The following is a 24219-nucleotide window of genomic DNA, read 5'->3' on the forward strand; positions in this document are numbered from 1 at the left end:
AAAATTAATTATCAGGTAAATACCACACTTTTCGTTTAATTACCTTTTACTATTTACTAATTATTTTTTCTGTGATTTCTGCAATCCGCAACTGCCGGTTTAAGGCATCATCAAGGCGAAAAGCGAGGTCATGTAAGTGTGCCCGTTCTACAGGTGATTTTCTGTTTTTTAATCCGGATTTGCAACTATTGAGCAGGCTTTTTGCCTGTATCTTTAATAACGAACCGGAATCACCATCTGAACGCGAAAGCGCTGGAATCAGTGCGGTAATTTCATTGACATAGATTTTCTGTAGAAATCTCCTGTTCGCTGTAATCTCCCCGCCCTTGATTACTTCTGAAAAAATGCCTTGATATAAATCGTTCAAAAATACCGGAAGGGTGTAGGCCGTATTGCCTTCCGATTTTTCAGCCGCACGGAGCTTGTTGAAAAGTTTTTGATCCAGCAATTGTTGCAAAACTCTTTTTTGTATCGCTTCCACGCTGCTGAAATCAGTGTTGCTCAATAAATATAATTCATTGTTCCGCAACCATTCAGGTGTAGAAAAAAGTTCCCGGTTTAAAAAATCGACTGCTTTTTTCTGCTTATAAAATGGCTCATACCCATAAATTTCCTTTCCTTCGGTATTATTGTCAGGCTTAAATTCCATACCGCCAATGTAAGCTGTCGCATGTTTTATATACCAGTCATATTGATCAACCAAAGTTTTATAAATATCGGCAGTACGGTCATATGAAGCACCCGGCACCTGTGTCCATTTTATCAGGTTCTTTTTGATTAGTTTTAAATTTTTGATTCCATACGTTCCGGCCATTACCGGATCATCACCCAGATCTTCGCGCTGGTTTTGCGGATATTTTGAGGTGAAATCATCGCCTATCCCAAAGCGGAGACGTTTATCACTTGCCAGCTTTTCGGTAGTCCATTTGTTGAGTAATTCCTGAGCTTCCCTGGCAGTTAGAGTGTCTGGCATCAACCTGTAACCCCATTCAATCGCCCAGGTATCATAATCACCAATCCGGGCGAAAATACCGCTTTGAGTAACATTATCTTCCGGTTGGGCAACATAATTGAAACGGGCGTAATCCATTATGGATGGCGTGTGTCCGTGTGTTTCCACCCATTTCCGGTCGCGAAGCTGTGCAATGGTAGTGGTAGAGGATGAACCCCAATTATGGCGCAAGCCTACTGCATGGCCAACCTCGTGAGAAGAAACGAAGCGGATGAGCTGACCCATTAATTCATCGCTGAACTGTGGTTTTTGTGCCGCAGTATCAATAGCACCTGCCTGTACAAAGTACCATTTGTAAAGTACTTCCATTACCGAATGGTACCATTGAATATGTGATTCGATGATTTCGCCGCTTCTTGGGTCTTCCAGCGAATGCCCTAAGGCATTACCAATAGCTGAAGCCTTGTAAACCATTACATTATGCCTGGAGTCGTTAATGTCAAAGGTAGTATCAGCCGGTGCCACTTCTTTTGCCATAATCGCATTTTTAAACCCTGCTTTTTCGAAAGCTTTTTGCCAGTCGTTCACCCCTGCAATTAAATAAGGAACCCATTTTTTCGGGGTTGCCGGATCGATATAGAAAACAATGGGCTTTGCAGGTTCTACAAGTTCTCCTGCAAAGTAGCGGGCACGGTCTTCGGGTTTTGGTTCCATATGCCAGCGCCAGATATTGGCCTGGTTTCGGACGTGTCCGTCAGCATCATAAGTCGTATAATCAGCGGGGCTTACGCCAAAAAAACCAACACGATCATCCAAAGCTCTGGCTATCATCGGTTTTTTAGAAAGCAGGATAATCGAACTGTTGTATTCGCCAGTCAATACATAATTTCCAGAGGCGTAGGTACGGGTACTGGTAACCTCAATGTTTTCAGGATAAGCCTTAACCGAATGTAAAAAGGAGCGCTCTGGAGAAAAGGTAGCGGGCATGGCGAGTATCTTAATCCCGCTGGTGTATCCAAATATCGGATTATCGCTATTCAGGTAATCGGTGAGGTCAATGACAACCGAGCGAGCTTCTTTGTTGTAGGCTTTCACCGGGAAAATAGCATAAATTGGCTTAAAATTATTATCTGTCAAAGCACTTTCCAGAGCTTGGTCGTTATCTGTAACGCGCTCGGTGGTGCTGATCATTTTAAGGGCGATTTTATCCGGCCCTGATTTTTCGAAGCTGAACATTGCCTGGCCAATCCAGTCGTTTCCATAACTGCACAACCCGGCAAATGGATTGCGCCAGTCCTGCGCCGACCTGGTGATGCGGTTGACAGTAAAAATGGAGCGTCCGAATATGCTGTCAGGGATCTCAAAAAGGTAGCGCTCACCTACCTGGTGCACTACAATAAAACCCTGACTGGTCTTTGCGCTAATAGGTATCACCTCTTTATAGGGCTTAGGCAGGTTTGTCGGGGGGGTAACAGGTTTGGCCGGTGTCGCACCCTTTATTAAAGGGACAGTTTGAGTTTTGTTTGTGTCCTTATGCTGCTGTGCTCCTGCATTGAAATAGCATACAAAAAGCATGCTTAGCGCTAATGCGGCGGATAGAAAATAGGCTCTCATCGTACGGTAGAAAATGGGTTAGTGTTGTTTCTTTCAGGTTGTGCGGGATTGTATAATCCCAGGCGCAGGCGTTCGTAAAGGTCGGTGAAGTGCGATGCAGCAATTCCTTTATAGGCCAAACTGCCGCCTTTCACTTTTTTCATTAAACCCATAGCATGCATACGCAAAACAGATGAGAGGTCAGAATCACTTTTGGACATTGCCTGTAACAGTATGACCAGCTTATTGACATATGTTTTCTGAAGTTCTCTACGGCTATTGTCCAATGTCCCATGATGGCCGAGTTCTGAGAATATTCCGTCTGATAAGTCCTCAAGGTAAGCAGAAGGACTATATCCCTTTTTACCTGCGGTTTCTGCTGTTATTAACTTAATCAGCGTTTTATTATCTAATAAATCGAATAGAAGTTCTTTCTGTACCTTGCCTACGATATCAAAATCGGTCTCGGTACGTGCATATAGTTTGGGTAAATTTAACCATTGCGGGGTTTTGAAAGCTTCCTGCTGAAGAAAATCCAAAGCCTGCTTTTGAAGCAAAGGCGGTACAAAGCTAAAAACATTACCTTTTTGGTCACTGTTTTTAATATCTATATAAATGCCGCCTATTTCACTTGCAGCATACCTCAGATATTCATTGTATCTGGCCACCAGCTGCTTGTATGCCTCGCTTGCCGGCTGATAACCCTGCCCCTGGGTTAAGGTCCACGTGAGCAGATTGGGTGCCACTTTTTTAAGGTTTGCAATGCCAAGTTTTCCGGCCCGGACGGCATTGTTACTTAAATCGCCATTTTGAATTCTCGGGTCAATTGTGGTTTTGTTAGCTCCTGAAGGCGCTTCCCCGGAATAGATTTGCAGGCCCAAATTACTTCTTTCAAGAATCTGGCGGTTCGAAACCTTGCTTTCAGGAAAAGGAAATGATCGGTAACCCCAGTTGATGTTCCATATATCGCTTTCCGAGATCCTGGCCAATAGATTTTTCGGCTTTATGCCATCCTGTGGCTGCGCGAGATAATTAATCAGCCCCTTGTCGGTAATTGATCCGTTAAAAGCGTGTTTATCTAGCCACTCGCTATTTCTTATATCTTCAATTTTAATCGCAGCGGAAGCAGCCGAATTGGGTTTTAAGCCAAGGGCATTTGCCATCTGCTGGCTCATGTAGGAAGAAAGAAGCCTGCCCATTAAATCCGTTGTAAAGGTTGCCCGGTGCGAATTGGGATCGAGTGCACCAGCCTGTATGAGGTAATGATTGTAAAGTTTGTTTAAATCCTGAAGGTAAAAGTTAAGCTGTGCCTGAAGGATTTCTCCCGTACGGGGATCCCGGATGATGTTACCCCAGTTTTCTCCCGAACCCGGTTTGAAAATCACCCCGCTCAAGTGTGCATTTTCAAGAAAAACCTGGTTGGAATCAGCATTTGGCATTATCACTTCGATTGCGTTCCGGTACCCCGCTTTTTCAAAAGCCTTATTCCATCTCAGGATTCCGTCTGCAATATATGGAAGCCATTTTTTCGGGATATGCGCATCAAGGTACATCCTGATGGGAACCTTTGGTTCGCTCAATTTTCCCCTGTTGTAATCTGAGGGATTTGAAGGCTCCATTCTCCAGCGGCAGATATAGCCCAGATTGACTACGCCAAGAGGGTTTTGGTCAAAATCAATATAATCTACCTGTTGAAAAGGAACACGTTTATCCGCTCCTCGTACGCTCATCAATTGTTTTCGCAGGAGAATCATCGAACTGTTAATCTCAAAAGTAAACGGAGACATAATAGAACTTCCTTTTGAAAGGGGTTTGTTATAAGTCCTCACCATCCGAAAAAAAAGATTATCTGGATGGCCTTTAACAGATTCAATATAGGAGCGATCATTAACCATCGTACCCAGTCCGCCGGATGCTTTAAGCGTTTGTGAAAATCCAAAAAGCATATTATCCTGATTAAGGTATTCAGTAAGCTCGATTACGGTGCTGTGCGTGCTGTCATTTGTTGCTTTAATCGCAAAGGATTGTAAGAGGGATTCGGAATTGTTGCGTTCCAGAGAACGCTTCATGCCATTGACAGTGGTATCGCTTGCCCGTTCTTTGTAACTTTTAGACTTTACCAAAAGTTTGTTTCCGGGACCTTTTTCAAAGTGAAAGAGGTTTTCGCTTATGAGGTCGCCAGAATAACCGAACGGGCCATCAGCAGTTCGGAAATCAGCAGCAGTGCGTCCGAGACGGTTGACCGTAAGGATTTCTCTTCCCAAAAGGGAATCGGGAATTTCCATATAATATTTGTCCTCTATCTGGTGCACAAGCAAAAAACTGCTATAGGTTTTCGCCTTGCCACTAATGAGTGTATGATAGGCACGCAGGCGGGAGTTCGGACTGTTAGATGTGCTGTCTTTTACCTGCGCTGTCGAATAGAACGAAAAATTCAGGGCAATAAGGATCGAAATAACTTTAAAATAAAGTAGGCTGCAATTTTTTTTCATGAAATTTGGTTAAATCAGACTGCCGTGATGCGGCAGCCTGAAAGTTTTATTGGTAGTTTGGTGCCTGTGTCAAATTGGGGTTTAACTGAATATCATTTAATGGAATTGGCCAGATCTGTTTCCAGCTTGCCCAGTTAGTTCCTTTTACCGATGCAGCTAAAGTCATTACCGCATCAATTCTGCCGGTACGTTTGAGATCATAAAAACGGTGGCCGGATTCACTGAAAAGTTCGGTACGTCTTTCCTTTAAAATGGCGTCCATACAAGCTTCCGGGGAAAGTGTGGCCTGATAATCAGGGAGGACATTGCCCGGAGTAGCGGGCCTTGCCCTTTGGCGTATTATATTCAGATCCTGAACAGCTGAAGCGACATTGTTCTGTTTTAACCTGGCTTCCGACCGGATTAAATATTGTTCCGCAAGGCGTAGCTGCATCAAAAACTCTGTTCCGTTTACAACCGATTTATATTTAGCCGGATAATAAAACTGTCCGTTTACTGGTGCAGTCGTTGTCGTTTTTAAAACCGTCCATGTGCTTAGCCTTTGGTCACCGGTTTCAAAACTATTTAACAGCGAAGCACTCATCGTAGCCGGATTGATGTTGGCAAGGGCAACCTGTGTTGCATTTACAGCAGGTGCACTGGCGTAAAGGTTATAATCGCGTACAACGGCTCCCGTTACCGGTGCAATGGCCCAAATTGTTTCCCGGCTGTTGGAAAGAAATGCATTGGCTAATGTGGGAAGCTGGTAAAGCACACTGTTGGCGATCACTTTAGTGGCTTCAATCTCTGCCTGGGCATAATTTTCAGTATAAAGGTAGACGCGGGCAAGCAAAGCTGCGGCCGCGTATTTATTTGGGCGGGTACGGTTAGGGGTCGTCGCGCTCAATCCGTCCAGGTAGGTTTCTCCCAATAAACTCTCGGCCCTTAAAAGGTCCGCTACCATTTGCGCATATACCTGCGCCCTGGGGGTGCGTGGAAGAAAATTAGTTGTCGCGTAATCTGAACTGAGTGCCAGAGGAACATCCCCATATAGATTTACCACATCAAAATAACTGAAGGCACGCATAAACAATGCTTCACCCATCCATTGATTATAGCGGGAAAGATTGCTTTTATGAGACTCAATGTTTTCAATAGTAAGGTTGCAATTGTAAATCTGACGGTACAGGGTTACCCATTGTACCGTATTGGATGAGTTAAGTCCATCAAGATAAAATTGAGCGGTAGCCGCGGCGGCATTACCCACCGTAGATGCCTGAATCTGTGTCAAATCATCGGCATACAAACCTGTGCGGAAACCGATAGTTTCGTATCCACTGGCAGGACCGCTATAAATTGCGCTTCCGGCGGCAGTGCTGAAAATACCTGTGAGTACAGCACCTGTTGAATTATCGTTCAGGTAAGCGCCCTCAGTAGCAAAACGATCAGTGGGCAAGGGTATTTCCAGAAACTTTTTACAGCCACTCAATAAGATGCCCGAAAGAACAAAGGTTATGAATATATAGGATTGAATCTTTTTCATATCGTTGAAATTAAAGCGTAACATTTAAACCAAGGTTGAATACTTTTAATGGCGGGAGCGAGGTCAGAGACAGATTCTCCGGATCCAGGTCGTGGTATTTTGAGATCGTCAACAGGTTCTGGCCCTGAAGAGTAACGCGAAGGTTATTCACATGCAACCTTTTCAAATACGCTTTGGGCAGCGAATAGGATAGACTCAGGTTCTGCAAACGAGCATAGGTAATACGTTCGTAAGCACCTGAACTCTGCCTGAAAGTACTCTGGCCAAGCAAGTTTGCAAACAGATCTGTGGTTGCCTTGGGTACGTTTGTCTCATCGTTTGGTTTTTGCCAGCGGTCCAGTGCCCAGGAAGTCGTATTCTTGTCTAAAACACCTGGCAGATAACTTAACTGCCCCTGAAAATTGCTGCCCATTTTGTTCACCAAGGCTACTGAAAAATCTAAAGAGATGGTTTTATAATTCAATGAGTTTGAAATACTTCCATAATAACGTGGAGACAGATCAATATTAATATTTTTATCAGCTGCGGTTAACCCGGTTAAATACGCGCCCTGAATACCTGCTGTGTTAATGTAATTATACTCCCCGGTCTGAGGGTTTACACCGGCATAATTATAAACTTTGATGTTACTGACAGATCCGCCAAGTACATAATTGAAATTTGGTGTCAGGTATTGCTCAGGCATTGATATTACTTTGCTTTTGGGTACCGTCATAACCGCACTGGTCGACCAGCTAAAGTTTTTTCCGCGAATATTAGAACTTGATAAACTGAATTCAATTCCGGTATTCTGTATAAGAATTGGAGAATTTAAGGTGACACTTGAGAATCCAGTCACATTGGAAAGAGGCTGCCCAAGCAATTGATCAGAGACTTTGTTTTTATAGTAACTCGCATCAATCAAAATGCGGTCTTTTAAAACCCCCAGGGAAATCCCGTAATCCTGTTTTTTGTTGGTTTCCCAGTGCAGGGTATTGTTGGCGAGTGCGCTTGTTGTGAATACAGTATTGTTTAAGTATGGTGTTCCGGTCGAGTATGTAGCCAGGTATGCGTAATTCGCTATTCCGTCTCCACCTGTTGTACCATAGCTTGCCCGGAGTTTTCCAAAGCTCAGAAAGCTAAGGTTTTCCTTTATAAATTTTTCTTCGCTGAATATCCATGAGCCGCCGGCTGAACCAAACCAGCCAAACCGTTTTCCTGGGGCAAACTTGGTTGAACCATCGTATCTGGTACTAAAATTAACAATGTACTTATTGGCCCAGTTATAGCTTATATTCCCAAAATAGCCTACATAGCGGGTGACCGATTTGTTGAAGCCGGTTGTTACAGATGTTCCTGACGATGGATTGTTCAAACGCGCATCAGCCACGAAACCTGTTCCGGTAATCTGGTTCTGGTAAATCATTTTATCCTGATAGGTAGCACCTGCAATGGCTGTGATGTTGCCAAGCTTGCCCATTGCTGTACTGTAACTTGCATAGGGCTCGAAGGACCAGGTCCGGATGTTGTAAACGTTACTTGCACTATTAGCTTTAGCTGTCGCAGCCAGATCATTAGGTGGAAATACACTGGTTCGTACCTGACGCAGTTCATTGCCGGTAAGCAGGTTATATCCTACGAGCGCTTTGATGGTAAGACCTTTTATGGGTTTGTACATCAGGGTTGTATTGCCCAGGAGATTATTGGTTACCCCACGATAACTGGTATTAATATAAGAATAAGGATTGAAGTTTAAGTTCCAGTTTAAGCTTCCGTCCGGGTTGAAGAAAGAAGGCCCGTTTGGCGCGCGCAATGTCGCTGCGTCACCAGAAAACTCGTAAGGCACCATTGTATTGACTGTAGAATTGAACAGCGTAGATACCAAAAGATTAAACTTTTTATCTTTTGTTCCGGTACCCAGATCAACTTTAAGTCCACCGTCCCGGTTATAGCCCCCCGAGCGAAATACATTATCCTGATCGTTAAAGCTCCCGCTTACCGAGTAGCTGGTGAGCTCAGTGCCGCCGCTATACCGTAGGTTTACACGGTTGCTCCAGGCCTTGGAATCAGTCAGTTCTTTAGAGAAATTGGTTTCTGCATCCAATGGGTAGGTTCCATTGAGGTCTACATCCGCCGCACCAACTGCGAGCCCATCATTCTTAAGCGCCTCCCGCCTTAACATCAGGTAATCTGCAGTTCCCAAAAGTTCGGGAAAACTGCCAACAACACTCAATCCCCTATCAAGGGTAACATTCAGAGAAGGAGTACCGTTTTTATTTAAGCTACCTTTTTTAGTAGTTATTAAAATTACGCCATATGCACCCCTCGATCCATAGATTGCCGTTGCATCTGCATCCTTCAAAATATCAATGCTTTCAATATCTTCAGGGTTTAGGTAATTTAAGGCATTTCCACCTTGCTGAGCCAGCGTACCCGTACCCCGGTTGTTGCTTAAGGTAGGAAGCCCCCCGGAAATTCCGTTAGGGTTGAAGTTCGTACCTCCGGCAGGATAGGGTACCCCATCAACTATATACAAAGGGTCAACATTATTGAATCCATTGATACCCCGGATCTTAACATTGAACGACCCGCCGACCTGACCTGTATTTTGTATGATCTGCAGACCTGGAACCTTCTTTTGAATCATTTGAAGCACATTGGGAACCGGGCTCTTTGCCAGCTCTTCGCTTGTGATGGTGAAAGAGTTGCCGGTGCTGAGCCTTTTTGAGGTTGTGGTGTAAGCCAGGACCTGAACCTGGTCAAGCTGGCTGTTGTTTTCTTCGAGGGTAATGTCCATATTCCGGCTTCGGGAGACTTTTACCTCCTTGCTGAAGTATCCCAAATAACTAAATAACAATCCGTTGTTTCCGTTTAAAAGTGTTGCTGAGTAGGTACCGCTTAAGTCCGAAACCCAGACCTGTTTTGGACCCGTTCCAATAGCGGTTATAGTTACTCCCGCTAGTGGGCTGCCGTCTTTGGTTATAATCTTCCCGGTCACCAGAATTGGAGCATTTTCGGCAAGCACCGCACCTGGAAGCTTGGGGTCTGCTTTATTGATCACAACAGTATTATTGACTACGTGGAATTCAAATTCACGTCGTGAAAGGATTTTTGCAAGCGCCTCATCCAACGGAACGTCCTTCAGTTTTATTTTGATAAGTGGATAGTTCTTAAATAGCCCTGAATTGTAGAAAAAGGTATGACCGCTCTGTATTTCGATCTTCTGAAGGAGATCTTCAATATTAATATTTTTTTCAGAGATACTGATATTCTGGCTGTATACCGAAGCACTTACCTGTACGCAGCATATGAGCATAATCAGTGTGAATATCTTCATTATTTTCAATAGTTTATGACGGCCCCTGGTTAAGGCAGGCCATGGTTGATACAAAGTAGAAATTTGCATACTTTTGTTTGGTTGGGTTGATGGTTAAAGAAATTAGTCGATTTTTAAAAACGATACCTGACCAAATTATCCTGGGTGTGTTGACGCATACCCCGGCTTTTTTTTCAGAAAATCGGCAATCTTTCCCGGCCTTGCCGGTAGAGATCGGGTTGTTTATTTCTTGCTAATAGACAGTGATTTTTCGTTCATTGAGTTTTAATTTTATTCCACCACGTTCCAGTATTTCCAGTACATGGGAAAGGGTTTCTTGCCGTGAAATTGTTCCACTGAACCGGTCCTTTGGAGGTGCGCCTTGATAGACTACTTCCACATCATACCACCGGGATATCTGTTTCATGATTTGGGGAACGGTAGAATTCCGAACCCGAAACTCGTCGTTTTTCCATGCGATTGCCAAATCTGTGTTTACATTATCCAGCCTGAACAATTCCTGGTTCCCAATTTCCTGACCAGCAGCCTGGCCAGGCGACAATAACACTGATTTGCTATGTGAGGAAACTTTCACAGCACCTTCCAAAAGGGTTGTCAGCCGTTCAGGTTCGTCCTGATAATAATGTACATTAAAGTGGGTACCCAGTACTTCAATTTTCTCGCTACCTGCCTGTACGATGAATGGAACGCGGGACTTTTTGTCTTTTGCTTCCAGGTGCGCAACCTCAAAATATGCTTCGCCTTTTACCTCCACATAGCGACCCGTACCGCTGAAAACTTCCGGGTAGCGGATGCTCGAAAGTGCATTAAGCCACACATTTGACCCATCGGGTAGTATAAGTTTGAATTTTGCCCCTTTTGGTGTACTTAGTACATTGTATCGCTCCGCAGAACCATTCTCATTTGTCGGAGAATACAAGATTGTTCCTTTTGCTTTACTAATCTGCACTCCTGACGAAGCTTTTAATTTTCCCTCGGCAACAGTATCAAGGGAAATCTGGTGTCCATCGGCAAGGGTAAGTATTGCCTGATCGCCACCCGGTGCAATATCATATCCCAAAACTGAATTTCCTGACAAAGCGTTACGGCCAGACTTTTGGCTATTATTAAACATCAAAAAAACTGATCCCGCAACCAGGACGATGGCTGCAGCAGCACTAAATAGACGCCAATTCTGCCACCTGTATTTTCTGATGCCATCATCATGGTATTTAGCTTTCTCTATTCTGGCGTAAATACGCGAGCGAACGGCATTATGATCATTACTTTTTCGCAAAGGCAACTGTATCGATGCATACCAGAGTTCCACCTCCGTACGCTCTTCATCTGTTGCGGTTCCTTCGAGATATTTATGAATGAGTTCTTTTTGCACGAGAATTTTATATAGGTTTTTAATATAAATCGTCCATACTATCTAAAAGTACCATCCGATCTTTATTTTTTTTCTAAAAAAAATTAAATTGCTTAAAAATACTTGACGAATGGCTAGGGAAAATACTTTTATTGGTTAAAAGAACAACATTGGTATTATTTGAAGTGTATTCAGGCGCTTTTGATGGGTGTTAGTTTCTTATTCTTAAAAGAATGGATATTCCCAGCATTAAAAGTGACGAGTCGTATGCCATAATACGTTTTTTTAAACGTTCGGCCGCCCGATAGCTCTGATTTTTAACAGTCTGCTCAGACAATCCGAGTTTTGAAGCAATCTCAGAAGTAGAAAACTTTTGCTCGCGCTTTAGATAATAGATTTCGAGCATCCTGGGAGGCATTAGAGCGAGCTCATCGTCGATTATTTTTTTCAGCTCCATTGTCAGGATATTTTCATCCGCTGCCATCGCATGATTTTGAGGTTCTTTTGAATGACCATCCGCATATCGAAATCGCACCTCATCCTTTCTAAAAACATCGAGGACTTTGTGACGAAGGATTCCGTATAAATAGCCCTGAAGTTCATTCTCCCTTTCAAGCATATCCTCATTGGCCCAAAGAACGATGAAACATTCCTGGATTAGATCTTCGGCCAGCTGACTGTCATTTATCTTGCGTAAGGCATGGTTATAAAGCTGTTGCCAGTACTTTTCAAAAGCCTGCTCGAAGACCAGTCCCTTTTTATCAAAAGCACTAATAATTGGGCCTCTAACTTCTTTAAAAGACATGGGTTGGAATTGATCAGGTTGTTTGCCTCTAAAATAGAGATTATTAACGAATATTCCATTTCCCTTCCAATCCATATGATTTTTCTGCGGGGGATCACCCATTATGACAATCTCCAGGATCCAGATGATACTTTTTAACTTCAGTAATAAAATGGGAAAAACACGTCATGAAATTAATTATTGCAGACCAGTTCTTTACATGAAACAGCTTGACTAATCAAGATATGGCATGCCCATCCCAGCATACAGCTTACCAGCCTCTTTAATTCTTATGGTTTACTTGGCAATCCGGTATTTTTCTAATAGCCACAACAATCATCAGCTTCTTCCCTAAATAAATATTCTTTCAGGATGCTTTCATTTATTTGTCCGCCATAATACTGGATTGATCACTAGCACTGCTCATAATCGCTTATTATTCGCGATAGTAAACTCCCGTCATCCTTTGACAGATGTCCCAAATTTTATCAGCGGCTTTTCTTTCCAAAGCCCAGGGTCTTACCCCGAATGGTGCATCACTTCCGTTGGGAACAATTGGCGCAATATTGCAGTCTTCCAGATAAAGCCCCCCTTTTCCTTTAAGCTGGGGACTAAATGATGCCCAGGCGGTAGTTGAGCCACCTTGTTTCACCGTTTTAAATTTGTCCCCCTCATTTTTAGGCTTCCTTAAAAAATTCATTATCTCGGTTCCCCAAAATGTCCTTAAGCATTTTGCTGTAAACTCAGTATACCAAAATTTGAACCCTGAAGCATAACCGACCAAAGAACCGGCGAATAAGTCAGTTGTGGGTATGGGACCGGGATGTACAGCGAAGGCTCTGATGTTGTATCGTTTAAACATCTCATCTTCTTTTACCGATAGCAATGCCAATGCAGTTTTAGTTTGCGCATAGGATCTCATTCCCTCGTATTTAGTATGATTAAAATTGATGTCGCCAAATTGTACCCCGTTCAATCGGTGCCCCCTTGAAGAAAGATTTACAATTCTTGCGCCGTTTGCTTTTTTCAATGCTGGCAATAGTTTTAATGTCAATGCAAAATGTCCCAAAACATTGACCGAAAACTGTCTTTCATAGCCTCTAACATCCCTTTGTAGCGGCGTGTTGTGAATTCCGGCACTGTTGATTAGAACGTCGATTTGTCTTCCGGATACTAGAAATTTCCGTGTAAACGCATCAATGGTTTCCGCCTTTTGCAAATCCAGGTACTCAATTTCAACCCTGGGCAAACCTTTCAGATTTTTCTCAGCCCAGTCCACGTCGTTGGTTAAGGCAACCACCGTTGCTCCTTTGCTGATAAAGGCTTTAGCCGCCTCTTTTCCCGTGCCGGTATGGGCACCCGTCATTACAATGATTTTTCCTTTCAAATCCAGATCTTTAACGATTTCCAAAGGCTCCGTAAAATGTCCGAAACTGTTATTCAATGGAGTCTGAAGTGTATCCGGAATAATTCTTCCTCTATACAGGGGCGTATCTTTTGAGGTGTCGCTTTTCACGAAAAGCAGTATTACTGATAAATAAAAAAGTAGAAATAAGCTCAATGGTATACTCAGCGAGACGATAATTTTTTTTCTTAGTGACCAGCTCCTGGAAACTGGTTTGGTGCTGTTTTTATTTTCCATTTTTATAAAATATTAATAGTGAATGTCTTTTTTTCTTATTTCATTGTAAATTTCCGCTAAGTATCAACTGCTCTGATTGGGGTCAGGCGCTTTCAAGAGTGAGTACAGTAATTTCAGGCCAGATGCCCAATCGCCCTGGGAAACCCAGGAAACCAAATCCCCGGTTTACATAAATGTATTTGCCACTCTTTTGATATAGCCCAGCCCATTGTTGATATAGGTATTTTATAGGGCTCCACTTTATGCCCGGTACTTCAATCCCGAACTGCATTCCGTGGGTGTGTCCTGCCAGGGTCAGGTGAATGTGCTTTTCATGGGAAAGTATCTCCGCATCCCAGTGAGAAGGGTCATGGCTCATTAAAATCTTAAAATCAGCGTTGTCAATTCTATGAGTTGCCTTTGTAAGATCTCCCGGTTTTTGTACAGCATTTTTACCCCAGTTTTCAACGCCAATCAGGATGATATGCTGACCATCTTTCTCAATCCTAACATTTTCATTGAGCAGCAGCCTAAACCCCATTTCCTTATGTACCTCGTTAAGTCGCTTGAAATTATCGGCCTTGGTCTGCTCACTTTCCCATGTGGTATAATCGCCATAATCATGATTGCCCAGTGTTGAGAAGGTACCATATGGAGCGCTAAGATTTGAGAATACACTTATCCAATCATCCATTTCTTCTGCACGGTTATTAATCAGGTCACCGGTAAAAAGAATTAAATCACTATTTTGAGCATTGGCAAGTCTGACGCCGTTTTCAACCGCTTGCCTGCTGTCTAAACTTCTCGCATGTATGTCCGACAAGTGGGTAATAGTGAACTTGTCAAAACTGGCAGGCAGATCCTTGAATTTCAATTTAACCCTGTGTACCCGATAATCATATTTACCTTTTGTCATCCCATAAATCAGTCCGAAAAACGGAACGGCTGCAAATCCAATGACAACTTGGCTAATGAACTTTTTCCGGCTTATCAGAGACGACTGCACGCTTTTGGGTGAATTAGTAAACCAGCAAGTAAAATACTTCTTGACGAGCAAAGCAATCCGTACAAGATCTTCTAAAAATAACAAGGGTAAAGTAGCCAGTTTTGGTATCAGAGATAATAAAACCATCGGCCATATATAACCTCTTGGAGAGCTAAGCTCTAGTTTGCCCGTAGCTATCAGGTATGCAGCAGATATAGCCAGCGATCCCTCAAAAAGCCAGTAGGCTTTCCGTACTTTCTGATTGAGTCCAATAACTTTAAGCGCTTGAAACAGATATAAATCAGCCAACATCCATATTAGCAAAATCCCTATAAACCTGTGCATTATTTTACTGGTTATGATGATTTTGAGCAGCGAGATGCTTAATGTCTTTTATTTCCAATATCGGCCTGGGATAGCCGGTTAATACACTATTTATCATAGCCAACCCTACCTGATGCATCGTACTCACCTGGTTTGGGGCGATAAGCTTTAAAAACGGGTACAAAAAGCTGATGAATTTATAATAGCTTTTAATGTTTTTCTGCCCTTTTGTGGGTTTCATGAAACCAGGGCGAAAGTTATACACTTTTTTGAATGGCAGTTTCATTAAAGCATTTTCAGTCTTGCCTTTTACTCTTGCCCACATCAACCTTCCCGTTTCTGTGCTATCTGTCAGATTTCCTGATATGTGACCGAAGATCATATTAGGATTTTGGCTAAGAAGTGTATTTGCAAAGGCTAGTGTAGTATCATAAGTTACAAAACTGTATGCTGATTCGCTCATCCCTCTTGAACTGACCCCGGCGCAATAGAAGCAAGCGTCATAACCTTTCAATTCATTAAGAAATTCTTTTAAATTAAAAAAATCAGTTACTATGCATTCCCTTAACTTGGGATGATCCAATCGACTGGATTTGCGATTGATCATCATCACTTCTTTTACATCAGGATGATTCAGGCATTCCATAATTACCCCTTCGCCAACCAGTCCTGTCGCCCCGGTTACAATAACTTTAATTTCCATAAATGATCATGTAATTTCCCTACCTTATAAAATTATCCTAAAGAAAAACAGCTGAATTAAATTGTTCTCCGATGAGGTTAAATTCCTTTAAACAAAATTATGTGGAATCTAATCAGGTCTCTTTGTTCTGGCGTTCAATTTTGTTTGTTCGCAAGTCCATATTAATTTGCCGTGATGAAAAAAATTATTTAAAACGCTCTTAACTCGTATGGAAGATGGGTAGAGTAGGTAAAAATTCCAGATAGAAATAATTCCCTACTACAAATTATAAAAATTGCAATGGCGAATGAGTGGTTGCTGTTTTATTTGTAATAGATATAAAGTCAAGTCAATAAAAGCATCAGTTTATAAATGTTAATGACAGGCAACATCAATAAGAATTCAGACACTTGTTAAATTTGCTTCATGATTAATGAAATGAACAGTTTTGGCCATATATCCAACGACTATTTTTTGCTTGCCGCAATACTTATTGTTGGCATGAGTTATAGCATTCTGGCAAAGAAACTGACCGTTGCCGCGGCAATTATCGGAGGAATACTTGCAACTGTCATTTTTGCCGTCGCCGGCTACCCGGGTATAGCCATGATGAGCGCTTTTTTTTTACTGGCCTCTGCCGCCAGTGGTTGGAAGCTGAGTTTTAAGCAGGAATTTACAAATCCTCAGGACAAAGCAGCACGCAAATCCTTCCAGGTGCTTGCCAACACCGGACTTCCCGTGATTGCGGGCCTGATAATTATAATCATTCCGGGCCTGAAAGAACTGATGTTACTTGCCATGGCAGCGAGTTTCGCTTCTGCTACCGCAGATATCCTCTCTTCCGAACTCGGCACCGTCTATGGACGCAGGTTTTTAAATATCATTACCTTTCAGCCCGAAAAAAGGGGATTGGAGGGCGTTGTCAGTTTAGAGGGAATCCTGATTGGTATATTAGGAAGCTGCATTATTGCTTCAATCTTTTCATCTGGGTTTGGATGGAACAGGAACTTTTTTTTAATTGTTATTGCCGGAACTGCCGGCAATCTTTTAGATTCAGTATTGGGCGCTACGCTTGAGCGAAAAGGAATAATTAATAACAACGTTGTTAACTTTTTAAATACCCTGTTTGCCGCTATTGTAGCAATCCTTATCAGCATTTTATTCTAGGGGACACGTCAGACCCTACTCAAAATTTCATTCGATGGCGGCCTTACTTATTTTTTTATTTATTTTACCGTGTACAGGTGCCGTGGTGAATTGACATTTCTTTCAAATACAAAATATCAGTAATCCTTAATGAATTTTGCAGACTGATGTAAATGATTTTATATATACATTTTTATGCTGACCCGGGGAAATTTGTATAATAAAAAACAACACCTTGTTATCTAAGGAACTGGATGATAAAGCCTCCTTTAGGCGCCATTAGATATGACCACGCGGACGAAGTTGAAAAGGTCTGTACTTTAAAGCCCATCAATTTATCTTTTCCTTCTGAAATAATCCTGAATTTAGAAAAACCTTTTCCCCATTTTTTCAGATTTAATTTAATCTGTTGCCCCTGGTTGGTTCCATTAATTCCCACGATGTAATGAAGATTGCCTTTTTCACGCGAAAGCACAAGCGATTTTCCCGGCTCAGCAATGATGTAGGACGTTTTGTCCCAGGTTGCAGGCACCTCCCTGAGCAATTCCCGGACTTCACCGGGAAGTGAATCAAAAACTTCTTTGGAATCCGCAAAATGAATGATGCCGGAGGTATAGGTCATTGCCGTGGCAAGTTCATGAACCGCTGTATTGAGTCGTCTGAATTTTCTGATTGACAAGGCGAAAGGCGTATAATCTGCCGGCCCGGCGACATTTCTCGTGAATGGCAATACCGTATTTTGTTCAGCAGACTTATCAGGGAATTTTGAATCATAAAAATAACTTTCCGTACCCAGTATTGCCTCAGCGGTTATAAAATTTGGCCACGTTCGGTGCCAACCTCTGGGAACAGTAGTTCCGTGCAGGTTAATTAGCAGGTGTTCTTTGGCAGCATCTTCAAATACGGATTGAAGTGTTCCCATAACCTCCTGCCGGTCCGAGCACCAGAAATCTATCTTCACCCCTTTAATGCCCATCTGTGAGAGCTGCCTAAATCTTTTTTTTCTTTTATCCGGGTCATAATATTCTGACGAATAACCCCAGACCAATGGCTGAATGCCCCTGGCGATGGCATATTCTATAATATTGCCTTCAGAGTTGGCTTTTTCCCATCCTGCATCAAATAAAGTATACTTAAAGCCCATAGCAGAAGAGAGGTCACTAAACTGATTATAAATCGAAACCGAATGATCATCCGGATGAGACCACCAGGACCATCCCGCTTTTCCTGGCCCAATCCAGGATGTATCTGTAATCTTTGAAGCTGGCGCAAGATCGGTAATAAGTGTTGATAATAATATGTCGCCTGCCTTATCACCAATAATTATAGCTCGCCATGGCATCGTCCAGGGAAGCGTCCATTCCGGGTAAGCATATTTTTTATCCGGTAAAGGCAGTGTATATTTCTCATCTGGCTGTGCAAATGCAATATGATAAATGCCGCCCTTTGAATCAGGTTTTAAATGACAGCCCGGGTATGAACCGTCTGTTCCGGACTCGGCAATCAACACCCAATTTTGCCTGTCGTTTACATGGAAGAGTGCCGGCATGCACCAACCAACAGAAGGATTTCTCGGATTGACAATCGGATCTCCCGGCAGGATCTGCTGATAGAAGTCTTCATAACCTGGTTCATATTTGCCTGCCTTGTTGTAAGGTTGTAACCATCCTTTTGCATTGGCTGCAATATGAAAGCCGGTGATCTCATCTTTAATTGTCTTCAACTCATTGCTCTGATCCGAAAAGCGGTATCGAAAAGCAACCCCTTCATTCCCTGCCACCAAATCCAATATCATAAAAGCTCCTTGTTTGTTTTTAAACGTGACGCTCCTGGAGTTCAATTCATGGTCAATGGTTTTTTGATTACCCACCTTCAATTCATACCTTTCCTTTCTTTTTGCAACCTGGGAAATTTCGCTAATTGAAAGGCCTGAAGTAAAATCAAAATCATTGCGGACAAGACCCAATGGAGAACTTTCAATGATTACTTTATCCCGCCGGGTGACTTTGTAAAATAATTTTCCCTCGCCAGTCAATGATAAGCTGATTTTATTTAAACGGTTTTCAGACTGTAGATAAAGCGCTCTTTGTTGCGCAAAGCTACTTAAAGTTGCAAAATAGGCTTCAAGCAATAGCACGATGATTAAGCTGTAATGGAATCTTCGGTTCATATTTGGTTGTAAATAATATTCTGTCTGCAAGTTTATTTTAGTACCAGGCAGACAAGTTAAAGCTTGTGATTCTTGAACCTTTGCCGTTAACCATAATGCCTTTAATTTTAGGCAGGATGGGTTCTTTGGAAGAGAAAATTCCTTCAGCTCTAGTCAGGGCTAATTTAAATAAGAGCTAAAAGAGTAAAAATGGACAATATCACTTCATTAATGGATTATATTTTCAGCAGGTATGGCAATAAGGTGATTGTAGGAATGAGGCCTTATTTTTTTAATTTATCGTTTTTAAGTTTGTTATTTTACCCTTAACGGTTTGATTGCACTTTAGAATAGAGCGCATGGTCCGTAATTTCCTCTTTCTCTTTAATATTTTGACAATTTCCAGGAAATCCAGAATGATATTTACTATATTTTCATAAGTTGCAAAATCGTGCGGCAGGCCATTTACAAAATTATATGATTCGCCACGGTAGACGACGGTCGCATCATCTTTATGAACATATATTCCGTTATTGTGAATCGTATTACGTATCATCGATAATAACGCCAGGGCGTTCCAGGGCTGACTTCCGCGTACAAGATTTAAATGAGAAAAGAACTTCTTTTTGATTCCGTAAATGCCACCCGAAATATCGGTTAGCGGATCGAATTCTTTTAAGATAATTCTCAGATATCGTTCCATGACTGCCGATAAATTGTATATCAATCCGTTTTTATTAAATGTAGAATAAGTGACAAATATCATATTGGCCTCTTTAAATGTATCTATATTTAAAAACTGTTTTTGAAAACGATGGTTACTCACCCGCTCAAGATTGAATTGCAAATTCATTTGCTGTGAAAGTAGTAGCGCATTAATTTGGTTCAAAATATTTATCCTAACGTCTTTGTCTTTATCCCAGGTGTGCCTTGCTAAAAGCATAGCGATATAAATTTCAATCTGAAGTCTGACAAGTACCAGTTGGTTGATGTTATTGGAAATAATTTTCCCCTGTGTTTCAATAAATATTTGTTCCTCAGGTTTGTCCATAGTAAAGAATACATATAGGAGCATTTCTACTCCGGGTTTAAAAATTAATCATTTCAGGGAGTAAATTATTAAAGAACATCTTATTATATAAAATCTCATTTCTTGTGCATCTTTCGGTAAACCGATGGAGAAACTCCTATCAATTTGCTAAATAATCTTGAGAAATAGTATTGATCTTCAATACCCAATTTCAGGCATATCTCTTTAATGCTCTTATCAGTAAAGTATAAATATTGGCAGGAATGCTGGATTTTTAATTGGTTAAAGTAGGCAATAGGGGACTGCCCTGTTTTTTGTTTGAAGATTCGCAAGTACTGGGAAACGGACATTCTTTGATCTTCTGCCAATTTCGTTACCGATATGTGTTCAGAGAGTTTGGACTTCATAAAATTTATCGAGCTACTCACCGAATCCTGACTGTAAACAGCTGGATTGATCTCCTTATGGTAAATCAGGGAGGTCACAAAATGCAGAACCCTGAAATTCATAATCTCCATCTCTTTACTGCTAAAACTGTGTTCAAGAATCGTAAAAATCTGGTTGAACTGCCTTACCCGGTATTCTTCAAAAGGGACAGCGTGTATCTGCAAATTACCATCTACTAGGGACCTTTCGAAAATCTCCGGCGCATTGCTGCCACTGAAATGAAGCCAGTAAATACTCCACGGGTGCTTAGGGTGACTTGAATATCGGTGCGGAACATTTCTGGGAATGATAAAAAACATATTTGCCTTTAACTCAAAATTTTTATTCTGAATCTCTATCCTGCCTTCTCCATCCATACAATACAGAAGAATAAATTCCGGGCTTCCCAATCTTCTTTCCCGGTCGTGGCCGGCAGCATTTGGATAATAACCTATTGCAGTAAGGTAAAAAGTATTGATTAGTGGGTTGCCTGCGATTATCTTTCGAATGTTCGGAGTTAGCACAATCATTCTCTGACCAAGAAATCCTTCCTTTATTTTTTTCTGTTCTTCCATCATCTGTATTGCCTAGGTAAATATAGTGATTTACCTGAATTACTCTATTTGCGCAATGCGGATATTGTCCATGTTTTTTATGCAATTGTCCATTTTATATTTTTTTATCGCTGGTATCTTTATCTCATTATGAGACGTGTATGAGTAGGTCTGCGAGAACCAGGTCAGTCTGCTTATAATATTATTTTAACCAAATATTACAAAATGATCCTAAACTTACCTAAGAAAATCTTGAACTCAATTGTGTTAATTGCACTTTTGATGCTCACAGGCATGCCCTGTTTACAGGCGCAGACAAATGTTACCTTGAGCGGCAGGGTGACCGACCAACAGGGCGGACAGCCCATCCCTGGCGTTTCAGTAAAAGTCAAAGGCGGTACCAATGGTGTCTCCACAGATAAGGACGGTAGGTTCAGCCTAAACGCTCAGCAAGGTTCGGTTTTGGTGATATCATCTATCGGCTATATAAATAAAGAGGTTGCCGGAGGAGAGAATATGGCGATAATCTTAAGTAGCCTCGATAAAGATCTACAGGAAGTTACTGTAGTCGGGGTTTCAGTGCGAAAGGCTGATCTTACCGGAGCGGTATCAGGAATTACTGAAAAAACCATTAAAGAATTACCAGCAACAAACATCAATCAAGCAATTCAGGGTCGCATATCCGGAGTCCTTGTGCAAAATACAAACCCTCGTCCTGGTAGTAGCGGCAGCATTAAAGTAAGGGGCAACAACTCCATAAGATTCGGAGCAAACCCTATATATGTTGTAGATGGCCTGGTTATCGATGATGGCGCATTCAACTCTATAAATCCCGATGATATCGCCAGTATCGATGTACTTAAAGATGCTTCTGCTACCGCTATTTATGGCTCCCGGGGGGCAAATGGCGTTATTCTGGTTACCACCAAAAAAGGAAAGAACGGGCAAGGATCAATAACTTACAATGCCTGGGCGGGAATTCAGTCCTTCACCAAGAATGTACCTTACCTGAACGCGCAGCAAATTGCAGAACTCAGAATAGATGCATATGCGAATAAGTTCATGGATGATAATCCAACAGGAAATCGACAGACATACATTAATACGCTGCTCGGCACTGCCTCTCCGATCTTCAGTCAGAACGAATTGCAGGTTTACCGCGCGGGGGATTCCTATAACTGGCTTGATGAAATTACGCAGCGGGGCATCCAACAAAACCATACGGCTACTTTTTCAAAAGGTAGCGAAAACGGGTCTGTTTATGTGAGTTTTAATTATACAGACCAAAAAGGGTTGCTTAAAACTTCCAATTACAAGCGCTATGGTGGACAGGTTAACCTTGAACAGAAAATAAAGCCATGGTTGAAACTGGGCAGCAATACCAATTTTTCCAGAACCAACGAATCCTACATTGATGGTGGTGTTTTCAACATCGCCGCAAATGCAAACCCATTACTTCCCATTAGCGGCGACATTCCTTACCTAAGCTGGAAAGGCATTCAAAATACGGACCTGTACAATCCCATCAGGAGTCTGAATATTGACGGAAAAGGAAATCTGAACCGTTTACTGACCACTAACTATCTGGCGGTAACACCCATTGCAGGGTTAACCATCCGAAGTGGAATTTCATTAGATGTCAGGAATCAGGATTATTACAATTATATACCCAAAAGCCTTGGACAATCTGTGCGGAACGCAACCTCAGGCAGCGCCACCCAGAAAAAGGAAAACTGGTTTAACTGGCAATGGGATAATTCGGTTTCTTATGACAAATCAATCGGAAAACACAACTTCTCAGGTTTGGTAAGTTTTGGCTTAACACAAAACAATTACAATTACAACCAGATTGATGCATACGGATTTGCCACCGATGATTTTTCTTATAAATATCTTGGCGGGGCTTACCTGAAAGATCGCACCCAGCTGGGCTCAGATTTTGTAACCAACTCCCTGATAAGTTACATTGCAAGAGGTAATTACAACTATGACGGTAAATACTTCGCAACCCTCACAGCCAGGTACGATGGCTCCTCAAAATTTGGTAACGGTAATAAATGGGGGATATTTCCATCACTGGCCCTAGCATGGGACATATCAAAAGAGGAATTCTTCAAAAGCGTTAATCTGGATATGCTCAAGCTTCGCGCAGGATATGGTATTGCAGGAAACCAGAATATTCCAAATTTTGCTTATAACTCATTGTACAGACCGGTATTCTCAAACGGGTCGGTAAGCTACGTATCTGATGGACGTCTGGGAAATCCTGATTTGGTTTGGGAAAAGCAAAAGCAGTTGAACCTTGGACTTGATGTCGGCCTTTTAAAAAACAGGTTAATTATTAATGCTGATTACTTTGTTATTCATAACGACGACCTGCTCATGGAAAGAACGCTGTCCACGACCACGGGATTCAGAAACACGATAGCCAATGTGGGTTCTTTACTGAATAAGGGCGCTGAACTGAATGTTACCGCCAGAATTATAGAAAAGCAGGACTTACAGTGGTCAGTTTCACTAAACATAAGCAGTTACAAAAATAAAATAACCAAGCTTTATGGCAGCGTGGATGCCATTTATAATTATGGCGGATTCACAGGGGTCGAAATTCAGAGAACTGGAAATTTATTTCTCAATGAATCATTAAACTCTATTTACACTTATAAATTTGAAAAAATAGCACAGAGTGAGGATATCGAACGGATTAAGAATATTAACTACGGAGGCCATACCATAAAGCCTGGAGACATCATACCAGTCGATGTAAACGGTGACAATAAAGTCGATGACCTGGACAGAATCGTCGTAGGAAAAACTGATCCTAAACTTTATGGCGGCTTCTCGACCAACGTAAATTATAAAGGACTCTCTTTAAATGCTGTATTTAATTACAATGTCGGAGGAAAAGGGATTAACTCACTTTACGATGGATTAATGAACGGCTCAGGTGAATATGCAGGCCATATCGATCAGCTTGACAGATGGACACCACAAAATACCAACACAAACATTCCCCGGGCTTACATCGGTGGCAGCCGTTATAGCGTAAGTGAAACGGACTATTCGGTACAAAGCACATCTTTTCTTCGCATGACTGCATTAACCCTGGGGTATAATTTCGACCAGGCTCTGTTATCAAAAGCGAAAATGACCACCTTCAGGTTATACCTGACAGGCAGCAATCTTTTTACCCTTACCAAATATAAAGGCTATGACCCGGAAGGTGGAGATAGTTACCCTACCTCAAAAATGTTTGTTCTTGGACTTAACGTTGGATTTTAATATCAATCAA

General features: G+C 41.9%; 14 protein-coding genes. 2 read left to right on the forward strand and 12 right to left on the reverse strand.

Going from position 1 to position 24219, the window contains the following annotated elements:
- Positions 1 to 49: 49 nt before the first annotated feature.
- The 9 genes from ASG14_RS04935 to ASG14_RS04975 all read right to left on the reverse strand — a co-directional run bounded on the left by ASG14_RS04935 (position 50) and on the right by ASG14_RS04975 (position 15643).
- A complete protein-coding gene (locus tag ASG14_RS04935) occupies positions 50 to 2566 on the reverse strand; it encodes a zinc-dependent metalloprotease (protein WP_056869884.1) in 2517 nt (838 codons plus the stop codon).
- Positions 2563 to 5037 (reverse strand): zinc-dependent metalloprotease, encoded by a 2475-nt coding sequence (locus ASG14_RS04940; protein WP_056869885.1) that lies wholly within the window; start codon positions 5035 to 5037, stop codon positions 2563 to 2565. The genes ASG14_RS04935 and ASG14_RS04940 overlap by 4 nt, the downstream gene beginning before the upstream one ends.
- Positions 5038 to 5083: 46 nt before the next feature.
- Positions 5084 to 6559 carry a RagB/SusD family nutrient uptake outer membrane protein gene (locus ASG14_RS04945; RefSeq protein WP_162238707.1) on the reverse strand — a complete coding sequence of 492 codons (1476 nt, stop codon included), beginning with the start codon at positions 6557 to 6559 and terminating at the stop codon, positions 5084 to 5086.
- Positions 6560 to 6569: 10 nt separating this feature from the next.
- Positions 6570 to 9875, reverse strand: a complete 3306-nt coding sequence (locus ASG14_RS04950; RefSeq protein ID WP_162238708.1) for a SusC/RagA family TonB-linked outer membrane protein — start codon at positions 9873 to 9875, stop codon at positions 6570 to 6572.
- Between the two features lie 232 nt (positions 9876 to 10107).
- Complete coding sequence (locus ASG14_RS04955; RefSeq protein WP_056869888.1) at positions 10108 to 11247, reverse strand: FecR family protein; 1140 nt, start codon at positions 11245 to 11247, stop codon at positions 10108 to 10110.
- 190 nt (positions 11248 to 11437) lie between these two features.
- Positions 11438 to 12106, reverse strand: a complete 669-nt coding sequence (locus ASG14_RS04960; RefSeq protein WP_162238709.1) for an RNA polymerase sigma factor — start codon at positions 12104 to 12106, stop codon at positions 11438 to 11440.
- Between the two features lie 340 nt (positions 12107 to 12446).
- Complete coding sequence (locus ASG14_RS04965; protein WP_056869890.1) at positions 12447 to 13652, reverse strand: SDR family NAD(P)-dependent oxidoreductase; 1206 nt, start codon at positions 13650 to 13652, stop codon at positions 12447 to 12449.
- 82 nt (positions 13653 to 13734) lie between these two features.
- Complete coding sequence (locus ASG14_RS04970; protein WP_056869891.1) at positions 13735 to 14961, reverse strand: metallophosphoesterase; 1227 nt, start codon at positions 14959 to 14961, stop codon at positions 13735 to 13737.
- Between the two features lie 4 nt (positions 14962 to 14965).
- Positions 14966 to 15643: an NAD-dependent epimerase/dehydratase family protein gene (locus tag ASG14_RS04975; RefSeq protein ID WP_056869892.1), complete on the reverse strand. Its 678-nt coding sequence runs from the start codon at positions 15641 to 15643 to the stop codon at positions 14966 to 14968.
- Between the two features lie 405 nt (positions 15644 to 16048).
- On the opposite strand from ASG14_RS04975, the gene ASG14_RS04980 reads away from it, so the two are divergent.
- Positions 16049 to 16789: a DUF92 domain-containing protein gene (locus tag ASG14_RS04980; protein WP_056869893.1), complete on the forward strand. Its 741-nt coding sequence runs from the start codon at positions 16049 to 16051 to the stop codon at positions 16787 to 16789.
- 217 nt (positions 16790 to 17006) lie between these two features.
- Here the strand turns inward: ASG14_RS04980 and ASG14_RS04985 are convergent, their stop codons facing one another.
- The 3 genes from ASG14_RS04985 to ASG14_RS04995 all read right to left on the reverse strand — a co-directional run bounded on the left by ASG14_RS04985 (position 17007) and on the right by ASG14_RS04995 (position 20951).
- Positions 17007 to 18938, reverse strand: a complete 1932-nt coding sequence (locus ASG14_RS04985; RefSeq protein WP_056869894.1) for a glycoside hydrolase family 97 protein — start codon at positions 18936 to 18938, stop codon at positions 17007 to 17009.
- Between the two features lie 271 nt (positions 18939 to 19209).
- Positions 19210 to 19992 carry a hypothetical protein gene (locus ASG14_RS04990; RefSeq protein WP_056869895.1) on the reverse strand — a complete coding sequence of 261 codons (783 nt, stop codon included), beginning with the start codon at positions 19990 to 19992 and terminating at the stop codon, positions 19210 to 19212.
- Between the two features lie 71 nt (positions 19993 to 20063).
- Positions 20064 to 20951 carry an AraC family transcriptional regulator gene (locus ASG14_RS04995; protein ID WP_056869896.1) on the reverse strand — a complete coding sequence of 296 codons (888 nt, stop codon included), beginning with the start codon at positions 20949 to 20951 and terminating at the stop codon, positions 20064 to 20066.
- 201 nt (positions 20952 to 21152) lie between these two features.
- On the opposite strand from ASG14_RS04995, the gene ASG14_RS05000 reads away from it, so the two are divergent.
- Positions 21153 to 24209, forward strand: coding sequence for a TonB-dependent receptor (locus ASG14_RS05000; protein ID WP_056869897.1), 3057 nt, complete (start codon positions 21153 to 21155; stop codon positions 24207 to 24209).
- Positions 24210 to 24219 lie beyond the last annotated feature (10 nt).

The sequence above is a fragment of the Pedobacter sp. Leaf194 genome (assembly GCF_001423945.1).
In the GTDB taxonomy this organism is placed as follows: domain Bacteria; phylum Bacteroidota; class Bacteroidia; order Sphingobacteriales; family Sphingobacteriaceae; genus Pedobacter.

Excerpts from the sequence above, each read along its gene's own strand:
- ASG14_RS04935 (WP_056869884.1), bottom strand. The coding sequence starts at position 2,566 with ATGAGAGCCTATTTTCTATCCGCCGCATTAGCGCTAAGCATGCTTTTT.
- ASG14_RS04965 (WP_056869890.1), bottom strand. The coding sequence starts at position 13,652 with ATGGAAAATAAAAACAGCACCAAACCAGTTTCCAGGAGCTGGTCACTA.
- ASG14_RS04960 (WP_162238709.1), bottom strand. The coding sequence starts at position 12,106 with ATGGATTGGAAGGGAAATGGAATATTCGTTAATAATCTCTATTTTAGA.
- ASG14_RS04950 (WP_162238708.1), bottom strand. The coding sequence starts at position 9,875 with ATGAAGATATTCACACTGATTATGCTCATATGCTGCGTACAGGTAAGT.
- ASG14_RS04990 (WP_056869895.1), bottom strand. The coding sequence starts at position 19,992 with ATGCTCCTATATGTATTCTTTACTATGGACAAACCTGAGGAACAAATA.
- ASG14_RS04980 (WP_056869893.1), top strand. The coding sequence starts at position 16,049 with ATGATTAATGAAATGAACAGTTTTGGCCATATATCCAACGACTATTTT.
- ASG14_RS04970 (WP_056869891.1), bottom strand. The coding sequence starts at position 14,961 with ATGCACAGGTTTATAGGGATTTTGCTAATATGGATGTTGGCTGATTTA.
- ASG14_RS04940 (WP_056869885.1), bottom strand. The coding sequence starts at position 5,037 with ATGAAAAAAAATTGCAGCCTACTTTATTTTAAAGTTATTTCGATCCTT.
- ASG14_RS05000 (WP_056869897.1), top strand. The coding sequence starts at position 21,153 with ATGATCCTAAACTTACCTAAGAAAATCTTGAACTCAATTGTGTTAATT.
- ASG14_RS04945 (WP_162238707.1), bottom strand. The coding sequence starts at position 6,559 with ATGAAAAAGATTCAATCCTATATATTCATAACCTTTGTTCTTTCGGGC.
- ASG14_RS04995 (WP_056869896.1), bottom strand. The coding sequence starts at position 20,951 with ATGATGGAAGAACAGAAAAAAATAAAGGAAGGATTTCTTGGTCAGAGA.
- ASG14_RS04985 (WP_056869894.1), bottom strand. The coding sequence starts at position 18,938 with ATGAACCGAAGATTCCATTACAGCTTAATCATCGTGCTATTGCTTGAA.
- ASG14_RS04975 (WP_056869892.1), bottom strand. The coding sequence starts at position 15,643 with ATGGAAATTAAAGTTATTGTAACCGGGGCGACAGGACTGGTTGGCGAA.